Source organism: Microcystis sp. LSC13-02 (genome assembly GCA_002282935.1).
Taxonomy (GTDB): domain Bacteria; phylum Cyanobacteriota; class Cyanobacteriia; order Cyanobacteriales; family Microcystaceae; genus Microcystis.
This window is the reverse complement of the sequence record MTBT01000076.1, coordinates 1-9,159: the sequence shown is the minus strand read 5'-3', so window position 1 is coordinate 9,159 and position 9,159 is coordinate 1. Positions and strand designations below refer to the sequence as shown.

At 41.5% G+C, this 9,159-nt stretch carries 8 protein-coding genes and 2 pseudogenes; 7 read left to right on the top strand and 3 right to left on the bottom strand.

Annotated features, from left to right (window positions below):
• Positions 1-238: 238 nt before the first annotated feature.
• Positions 239-359 (bottom strand): annotated as a pseudogene (locus BGL89_RS04640) (IS630-like element ISMae27 family transposase); the annotation flags it as partial.
• Between the two features lie 237 nt (positions 360-596).
• Between BGL89_RS04640 and BGL89_RS04635 the strand changes: the two are divergent.
• Both BGL89_RS04635 and BGL89_RS04630 read left to right on the top strand, forming a co-directional pair.
• Positions 597-1,520 (top strand): hypothetical protein, encoded by a 924-nt coding sequence (locus BGL89_RS04635; protein WP_286824670.1) that lies wholly within the window; start codon positions 597-599, stop codon positions 1,518-1,520.
• 23 nt (positions 1,521-1,543) lie between these two features.
• Positions 1,544-2,017, top strand: a complete 474-nt coding sequence (locus tag BGL89_RS04630) for a hypothetical protein (RefSeq protein ID WP_286824668.1) — start codon at positions 1,544-1,546, stop codon at positions 2,015-2,017.
• Positions 2,018-2,263: 246 nt separating this feature from the next.
• On the opposite strand, the gene BGL89_RS04625 is transcribed toward BGL89_RS04630, so the two are convergent.
• Complete coding sequence (locus BGL89_RS04625) at positions 2,264-3,775, bottom strand: ABC transporter permease subunit (protein WP_286824667.1); 1,512 nt, start codon at positions 3,773-3,775, stop codon at positions 2,264-2,266.
• A gap of 198 nt (positions 3,776-3,973) precedes the next feature.
• Between BGL89_RS04625 and BGL89_RS04620 the strand changes: the two genes are divergently transcribed.
• From BGL89_RS04620 to BGL89_RS04600, 5 genes and pseudogenes are all read left to right on the top strand, one after another.
• Positions 3,974-4,729, top strand: coding sequence for an amino acid ABC transporter ATP-binding protein (locus tag BGL89_RS04620; protein WP_286824666.1), 756 nt, complete (start codon positions 3,974-3,976; stop codon positions 4,727-4,729).
• A gap of 37 nt (positions 4,730-4,766) precedes the next feature.
• Positions 4,767-4,975 (top strand): annotated as a pseudogene (locus BGL89_RS04615) (transposase); the annotation flags it as partial.
• Positions 4,976-5,311: 336 nt separating this feature from the next.
• On the top strand, positions 5,312-7,036 hold the full coding sequence (locus BGL89_RS04610) for a fatty acyl-AMP ligase (RefSeq protein WP_286824665.1): 1,725 nt from the start codon (positions 5,312-5,314) through the stop codon (positions 7,034-7,036).
• Between the two features lie 47 nt (positions 7,037-7,083).
• Positions 7,084-7,329 (top strand): acyl carrier protein, encoded by a 246-nt coding sequence (locus tag BGL89_RS04605; protein WP_036390104.1) that lies wholly within the window; start codon positions 7,084-7,086, stop codon positions 7,327-7,329.
• A gap of 14 nt (positions 7,330-7,343) precedes the next feature.
• The gene (locus tag BGL89_RS04600; protein WP_286824664.1) at positions 7,344-8,516 is read left to right on the top strand and encodes a cytochrome P450; all 1,173 of its coding nucleotides are present in this window, start codon (positions 7,344-7,346) and stop codon (positions 8,514-8,516) included.
• A gap of 183 nt (positions 8,517-8,699) precedes the next feature.
• On the opposite strand, the gene BGL89_RS04595 is transcribed toward BGL89_RS04600, so the two are convergent.
• The coding region (locus BGL89_RS04595; protein ID WP_286824663.1) for a hypothetical protein at positions 8,700-9,159 on the bottom strand (460 nt) is incomplete at its 5' end.

The following is a 9,159-nucleotide window of genomic DNA, read 5'->3' as shown; positions in this document are numbered from 1 at the left end:
GGTGCGGAACCCCGCAAGGGAAAGAAGCAGAAACCTAAATCGTGAGGTTTGGGAATCACCGTCCGTTTACGGCGGTGAGGATGTCAAAGACGATTTTAGCTTTGGGAAATAATTCCTTTGTTTGATAATTTACCACTGTTACATTTGGTAAATCGAGGATTTGCTCAAAATTTATCCACATAACCCACCTCCTGTTCTGTATTACCATTATACCATCCTCATACAGAACCTAGAAGAGCCTAATTTTTAGTATATATAAGGATTGTACTTTAGCAATTTAAAGAGGTTACTTGTTGCTTTAGTAAGGATTTTAAGTCTTCTACTGACTCAGCAATATTAAGATTGGGGACTCCACTCATTGCCTTTTTACTGCATAAATTGTCCGGTTACTGAGTATAACATACTTTTTAAAAAATGGTATTACCCCTTAAATATTTCTACTTATGACCTAAGATAGATGCTCCCGTATTTTCTTAAATGTATGGTAGGAGTGTCTGGGAGCAAGTCACTTTTGCGAGTGCATAAATCTGACACTCGTGGGACAAGTCACTGAGCACCTAAGACAAGATTGTTGACTTCAAACAAAGGGAAAAAAGATGTTAAAAATTACTGCGGATCTATATTCTGGACGAGCGAATCCGGAGTGGATTATCAGCGATGAACAGGAAATTCGCGCTACCCTGCGGGAAATCGCTAATAATGCTAGTGTCATCGCTAAATCGGCACCAGCCAACGCTGGTCTAGGATTACGGGGATTTTTAGTAGAACCCCTCAACGATGAGGTGGGCCGCAATTACAATCTGCCAGAGAGTATTTATTTAGCGGCTGGACAATATGCTATCAGTTCTAAAGCTAATGCTATTGCGGAAAGACTGGTCGGTTTAATCAATAGTGCCGAAATAACCACCAGAATGACCCCTGAAGAAGAAGCTCTATCTTTAGATGCAGATCTACAGGGGTTTTTGCAGGAACAATTATATGTAGGTGAGCGCTTGACGCTCCTCGATACGGAAGGATTAGAATTATCCCCCGAAGCTGTCGAAATCCCCCTCGAAACCCCCAAGGCCGCCTGCCAATACGAATTGGGAGCTTATAATCCCAGTTTCTGGAACAACAACGCAACTATCCTGCGGAACAATAACTGCTACAATTACGCCAGTAACAAACGCACCGATACCTTTGCCCAACCCGGACGCGGTTGTGGTAATATCTACCGCTCGCTCACCTGTGCGGAAGTGACCCGAGCTTCCCTGTGTGATGGCTTACACGTGCGTTATAATTGTTTCCCCACCTCCGAAGCCCCTCGCTATCTGGTCGCCCTAGTTATAGCTCCAGGACGAGATTTCCACTGGTATCGACTGAATAAAGAGGGTTTCTGGAGTCATAAACCTGGTTCCACGCTGGTCAGAAATGTTGATAATAGTAACCGGGTGATTACAAATCCCGAAACCTGTAATCGCGGAATTTATACGCAATTTTGTGGCTATTTCTATACTTGTAAGAGCCAAAAAATTCGTTAAACGTTTCAACTCAGGTCAGTTAGATGGCTAAGATAGAACCTGAGGGAAGGAGGGGAAAGGTGGCAGCAATTGTGGTGATCGCCATACCCCTCTTTTGCCTGCTCGGCCTAATAGTTTACACTCAGACAGTGGAGGCCATTGTGCAAGTAGAACTCGATATATTTAGTGGTCGTCCCAATCCCCATTGGACTCTTAACGAGCGCGATAGTCAGGAACTACTCCAACGACTGCAGCGTTTGTCCCCTACCAACGCCGGTGAACCTAGTGGCAATTTGGGTTATCGAGGGGTGATCCTCAGTAATCCCGAAGGTGCGATCGCTGGATTCGAGTGGATCGTTTGTTCGGATGGATTAGTGGTCGGATACAAGGGAGACTCATCCCAGAAGTTTATCGATGCCAATCGTAACTTGGAACGTTGGTTAGTACAAACTGGTGAGACAACTTTGGGGCCGGATATACTGCGCTCGCTGCCTCAAGAGTTCGGGGGTGATTTCTAGGCATATTTTTAGCTTTTCAAGAGTTGGTTGCCAGTATTTGATAAAAACTAGGACTTGTGCGCTACATTCTGGTAAATTCCCCCGCTATCTCTAACCCCGTGTGCAACTATAAAACTTCTTTCTTTCTACCCTAACTGTCCTTTGCCCGATTTGCTATAGTTTAATGCTTGAAATATCGATCATCGTCAAAAAAATTGGGTATCAAAGCTAATTCATACCCGAAAACTTTTCATCTCGATCGCTATCTTAGGCTTTCTGTTCCTGTTTAGATTTATGTAGGGGATCCATATAAATCTCTAAGCGCTTAAATACCACAGAGGAAAGGGTAGTTAAAACCAAATAAACTACAGCAACAGCGATATAAATCTCGAAAGCTTTATAGGTAGTGGCTACCATTAATTGACCTTGCCGGAATAATTCTTCAAAACCGATTACTGCCGCTAAACTGGTATCTTTAATTAGGGTGATAAATTCATTCCCCAACGGTGGCAACATCCGGCGAAACGCTTGGGGAAAAATCACCTCGCGCATGGTTTGCATCGGGGACATTCCTAAACTAGAACAAGCTTCCCATTGACCATTATCGATCGATTGAATACCGCCGCGCATAATTTCAGCTAAATAGGCCGCCACATTTAAACTTAGGGCAAATAAGGCCGCCGGTAAACGATCTAAGTCGATATTTAAGCCAATTTCTCGGAACAACCCGGGCAAACCAAAATAGATCAAGAATAATTGCACCAGCATGGGTGTTCCCCGAAAGAAATCCACATAGATGCGGCAAATTATTTTTAACCATTTGTAGGGAGAAATCAGGGCAATAGCCACTAAAGTTCCGCCGATTAACCCGAACAGAAAAGACAGAACCGTTAACAAAATTGTCCAAGGAACCCCTTTAAAAATCAGGTTATAGAATAATTCTCCCCAGTTAAAACTCGATTCCTGTAAATTCTTTAAAGCTGGGGCAACTAAAGGTAATTCGGGCGGTTTTTCTCCAAACCATTGCCGAAAAATCGCATCGTACTGACCACTTTCTATGACTCGACCGAGAGCATCATTAATTAATTGGAGATAGGGGGAATTTTTGGGTAAAGCAATGCCATAGAATTCTTCCGTTAATAATTCTCCGACCACTTTTACTCCCCGTAAACCCGCTTGTTTAATTGCATACAAAGTCACGGGTTTATCGTTAACTACCGCCTCGACTCGACCATTAATTAATTCCTGCAAAGCTAAAGCCGCCGAGTCAAATTGACTAACTGTTGCTCCCGGTATTTTTGTCGCTTCTAAGGCTCCCGTAGTGCCAATTTGAACGGCAATTCTTTTGCCTTTTAAGTCTTCAAAATTTTTAATCGTCCGATTATCTTCCCGAACAGCGATCGCTAAACCAGCCCTAAAATAAGGTCGAGAAAAAGAAATCGCTTGGGCGCGTTCGGCGGTGATGGTCATGCCACTAATAGCGGCTTCCACTGTTCTTGCTTGTAGAGCCGGAATAATGCCATCAAAGGGTAAATTTCTAAAGTCAATGTTGAGATCGGCTTCCTTGCCAATCGCCCGCATTAAATCGATATCAAACCCGGTTAATTGTCCCCCTTGTTGAAATTCAAAGGGCGGAAAAGTCGCTTCTGTGGCGACTCGAAAAGGATTAGGAGGAGTCTGAGAAAAAGCGGGAATAACACTTAATCCGATCGCCAAGACTAATCCTAACAAGGCAAAGAGCCCTCTCAGCACCGCCCGCCCTCGCCAAAATTTAATCATTTTTTAAGTTTTACTCCTTGATTTTTTTGCTCAATTAAGCTAGAAACTCTGACCTACTTCTCACTTAAGGCAGATGTAGAGAGACTATTTGAGTATTATGATTATTACCTTTGATAAAATGTCGTCAAGGATACAATCTGGCAGAAACTAATCTCGATACCTTTATACAGAATGTAAAATTTTTTACGAGAGGATATCATGACCACTACTACCCCTGTGATTGTCAGTGAAGGTTTACGCAAAAGTTACGGCCCTTTAGAGGTACTTAAAGGAGTTACAGGCACTCTTTATCAAGGGGATGTGGTATCGGTAATCGGTCCCTCTGGCTGCGGCAAAAGTACCTTTTTACGCTGTCTCAATCGTTTGGAAACAATTAACGGCGGCCGCTTGGAGGTGATGGGAATTGACATCTCTTCCCCGAAGTTAAATCAATCGGTTCTCCGCAAGTTACGCAGCCGGGTAAGCATGGTGTTTCAACACTTTAATCTTTTTCCCCATCTCACCGTTTTACAAAACTTGATGTTGGCCCCCAAGCAAGTGTTACACCACTCGGAAAATGAGGCTAAAGATACGGCAATTCATTATCTGGAAAAGGTGGGATTGGCCCCAAAAGCCGATGTTTATCCTGACCAGTTATCGGGAGGACAAAAACAACGGGTGGCGATCGCACGCAGTCTCTGCATGAAACCAGAGGTGATTTTATTTGATGAACCCACTTCGGCCCTGGATCCGGAATTGGTCGGGGAAGTGTTAAACGTTATGCGTCAATTGGCCGATGAGGGTATGACTATGGTGGTCGTCACCCACGAAATGCAGTTCGCTAAGGAAGTCTCTAACAAGGTTTTGTTCTTCAATCAAGGTGTCATCGAAGAAGCAGCTGATCCCGACACCTTCTTTAATCATCCCCACAGCGAGCGCCTACAAGCTTTTTTAAGTCGCATCAATAGTAATTAGGGTTTGCTGAAAAAGTTTGTCGGTGGGGTCATAGAATAACCGATTACACCACTTTTTAGCGAAATCTCCTTGGTCAGCTGTGAACGTGAATGTCGCTTGCAAGTGATGAACCAATGCCGCCAGACGCAAATACCCCGAGGATTTTCGCTGATTGTCGATGACTGAGGACATCGAAAAAGCCGCAATCTGAGGGCTGGAGTTGGGAGGCAGTACTTGGGAGAAATTGGCAAAACAGACAGTAGAGTTGGCTGTATAGTGATCGCTAACCTGATGATCACCGATGATGTCATTAGTCTCTATAGTCAGCGATTCCCTCTGTAGCGATGTTTTTGATGGTTTTCTGCTGCGAAACAAGCTATAATGGTCGAAAAGTCAAATTTGAAAAATTTTGCTTCCAACCCTATCGGCGTAAGGATTTCAGGAGTTGGCACCCAGTAGTACATTAGCTTTGAATTGCTTTAACTGAGTCTCTGTAAGACTTTCGGCTATAGCTAGTACATTCATAGGGGGAAAGTTTAGTTATGTTCTACTTGGAACACAATCAAATTAAATCAACCCTTGCAATTTCATATTGAAGCGACAATGAAAGCAATAACCTCAATTCTTGACACCAGAGCCGAGCAAACCCCCAATCAGTTAGCCTACATCTTTCTTAAGGATGGCCAAAATCAAGAATCATCCATTGACTACAAAACCTTAGAACAAGAATCAAAGGCGATCGCTGATAGCTTACTTTCTCTTTGCCGCCAAGGTGATCGCGCTTTATTACTTTATCCCCAAGGTTTAGAATTTATTACAGCTTTTTTGGGGTGTCTATATGCTGGGATTGTTGCGGTTCCCGCTTACCCACCAAAGCGTAATCAAAAAATGTCTCGATTACTAGCAATTATTGAAGATTCTCGCCCTCAAATTATTCTGACAACCAGTTCACTTTTAGAGAAAATTAAGTCAACACTTGAATCTTTTTTAGACTTATCAGTAACCAGACTTTTGGTGACAGACAATGTGAATAATAACCAAGACTTTAAATTGCATCTTCCCAGGATTAGCGGTGATACCCTAGCATTTCTTCAATACACATCAGGTTCAACTGGTGCGCCGAAAGGAGTCATGATTTCCCATGACAACGTTGCCCATAATTCTGCTTACATTCAAAAAGCATTTCAACTGACAGGAAAAAGTGTTTCTATGACCTGGTTGCCCAGTTTCCATGACATGGGTTTAATTGATGGTATTATTCAACCGCTTTATACAGGTTTTTTAGGTGTTGTTATGTCGCCTGAATCTTTTTTAAAAAATCCAATGCTTTGGTTGGAAGCAATTACTAAATATCAAGCTACTCATAGCGGCGGTCCAAATTTAGGCTATGAATTATGTGTGCAGAGAATTACGTCTGAACAACAAGAAATGCTTGATCTCAGTAGTTGGATCAGTGCCTACAATGGAGCCGAGCCAATACGACGAAAAACGATGGAAAACTTTATTAACAAGTTTCAATCTTCTGGGTTTCAATCTCGATATTTTTATCCCTGTTACGGCATGGCAGAAGCCACACTAATGATTTCTGGAGGTAATATCGAAGATGAGCCAGTTTACTTAAATGTTCAATCAGAATCCTTAGAGAATAATCAGGTAGTAGAAGCGGAGAAAGACAGTAAAAATTATCAGGAACTTGTCGGTTGCGGCCATGTCTGGGAAAATATGGCAGTAAAAATTGTCGATCCTGAAAGTTGTTTAGAATGTGATGAAAATCAAGTGGGAGAAATTTGGGTTTCGGGTTCTAGTGTTGCCCAAGGATATTGGCAACAAGAAGAAAAAACGATCGCAACTTTTCAGGCTAAATTAGCTGATGGGGATCAAGGAAATTTTCTCCGAACAGGCGATTTAGGTTTTAGGCGAGAAGGAGAACTATTTATCACGGGAAGAATCAAAGATGTCATCATTATTTGGGGACGAAATCATTACCCCCAAGACATTGAATATTCTGTACAACAAAGTCATCAGGCTCTGCGTTTAGATTCTGGGGCAGCTTTTACAATAGAAGTAGATAATCAAGACAAATTGGTGATTGTTCAGGAAGTAGAGCGTACCTATTTAAGCAAGTTAAATGTCAATGAAGTTTTCTCGGCTATTCGTGAAGCCGTTGCTCTCCATCATGCCTTACAGGTTTATGCGATCGCATTAATTAAACCCGCGAGTATTCTCAAAACCTCCAGCGGTAAAATTCAACGCCAGGCTTGTCGTCATGCTTTTCTGACAAACAGGCTGGCGATTGTTGCACAATGGCAACAAAATAAGTTATCATGACAGGTATTTGTTTTTCTTTGCAAATGTTTTGGTGGTAACTTGTTGTTATGAGTCGAGAAAAAATTGAACAGTGGCTAACAGATAGGCTGGCAAGTCTTCTAGGTGTAGATAGGGAAGACATTGATTTAGAAAAATCTATTTTCACCTATGGACTAGATTCTTCCGTTGCATTGAGTCTTACTGGCGAGTTAGAAGCTATGCTTGGTTTAGAGCTAGACCCAATTTTATTTTGGGAATATCCCAAAATTAGTGAATTATCTGAATATTTAGTAGCTGAACTAGCTCAAAAATAGGGGTGACTTTAATCATGAATGGGAACAAAGTTTTATTTAATCCTTTTGATGCAGAATTTCAGGCTAATCCCTATCCTGTGTTTGCGCAGCTTCGTCAAGAAGATCCTATCCACAAAAGTATTTTTGGAACATGGATTATTACTCGTTATGCCGATGCCCTTACTATTTTAAATGATAAGCGATTCCAAGTAGATAATTTTCCTGAACGCCTTCAGCTAAAAAGTGCCTATCTCAAAGAAGATAATCTAGACATTCTTGCACAAACTACTGATAAATGGTTGTTTTTTTTGGAACCACCCGATCATACTCGAATTAAAAACGCACTAATTTCATCCTTTTCTAGAGCCTCGCTCAATGCTATGCGTCCTAAAATTCAGGCAATTGTTGACGATTTACTGGATAGATTTGCCCCAAGGGGAGAGATGGAAATCATAGCAGATTTTGCGACCCCTCTTCCTGCTTTTGCGATTACTAAAATATTAGGTTTACCGATTGAAGATTATCAACAATTAATTCGATGGTCTGCTAAGACCGTTTTCATTTTTGATCAACCAGTATCTTTGGAAGAATATAAAGAGCAAAATCAAATTCTCATTGAACATAGAGCCTATTTTGCTCAAAAAGTAGCTGAATATAAAAGACAACCAAACGACGGTTTGATCAGCCAGTTAGCTAATTATAAAGATAATATCAATGCCCTAACAGAAGATGAAATAATTAGCACTTCTATTCTGTTAATTGCGACATCCCAGGAATCAATGAAAGGACTACTGAGTAATGGTCTTTTAGCCCTTTTAAAACACCCACAAAGTTTAGAATATGTAAGACAAAATCCTGGTAATATTGAAAATATTGTCGAAGAATTGCTACGTTATGATAGTCCTATTCAGTATGTCTCTCGTCGAGCAATAGAAGACGTTGAGGTTTCAGGAAAAATTATTCATCGTGGGGAGTATGTCGTTATCTATCTCGGTGCAGTAAACCATGACCCTGAATACTTTTCTAATCCCCAACAACTGGATTTCAGTCGTCGCAAACCTAATTTGGGTTTTGGCGGTGGCCTTCACTATTGCATAGGAATGTTTTTAGCCAGGCTTCAAGTGCATACAGATAAATTAGACTGGTGCGAAAGCAAGATTTCAAGAAGATTAAAAACTCTTCCTGTCAAATTTACTCCTCTTGCTTAATCTCAAGGTTAATTTTAAAAAAGCGATCGCTATTTTCAGTTAAATAACGATCAACTCTCCCTCAATTTAGCTTGATTGTCTTGATTGTGTTAGATAGAAGCAGAAAAAAGCTGCATTGAAACACAAACACACATCAAGATGCGATAATTGCCGTTCAAGATATGATACAAGCGTATATCGCTCTTATAACTTTAATTCGTCCCATGACAATACAGTCGTAAGGTTTGCTTGTCCGGTAAGGGTAATAGTTTTCCCCTCGGCATCTACAGTGATGCTGGTAAGATAACGAGCACCAGGTTTTTCCCACTGTTTAACAATCTGACCTTTGGCATCATAAGCAACGATAGCCATAGCCATCCTGTTGTCGGTATAACTATACGCCCAATAAGTGTAGCCATTCCACTGAATTACGGGAGCGCCAGATGGAGTAAAACTAAAGGGGGAATGAAAACCTTGAGGAATTGTAGGTGCATTGGCTGGGGGTACTGTAACAACAATCGGAGCCGTTAAAGAAGTCGCGGTAGTATCGTAAAACAACAAATCAGTGTAATCATTGCCGCCAAAGTTACCCGGAACAATTAACTTCCAGGTCTTACGCCAGTCTGTGTGCTTTTTCAGGAATGCGATATTGCCACTACCATCC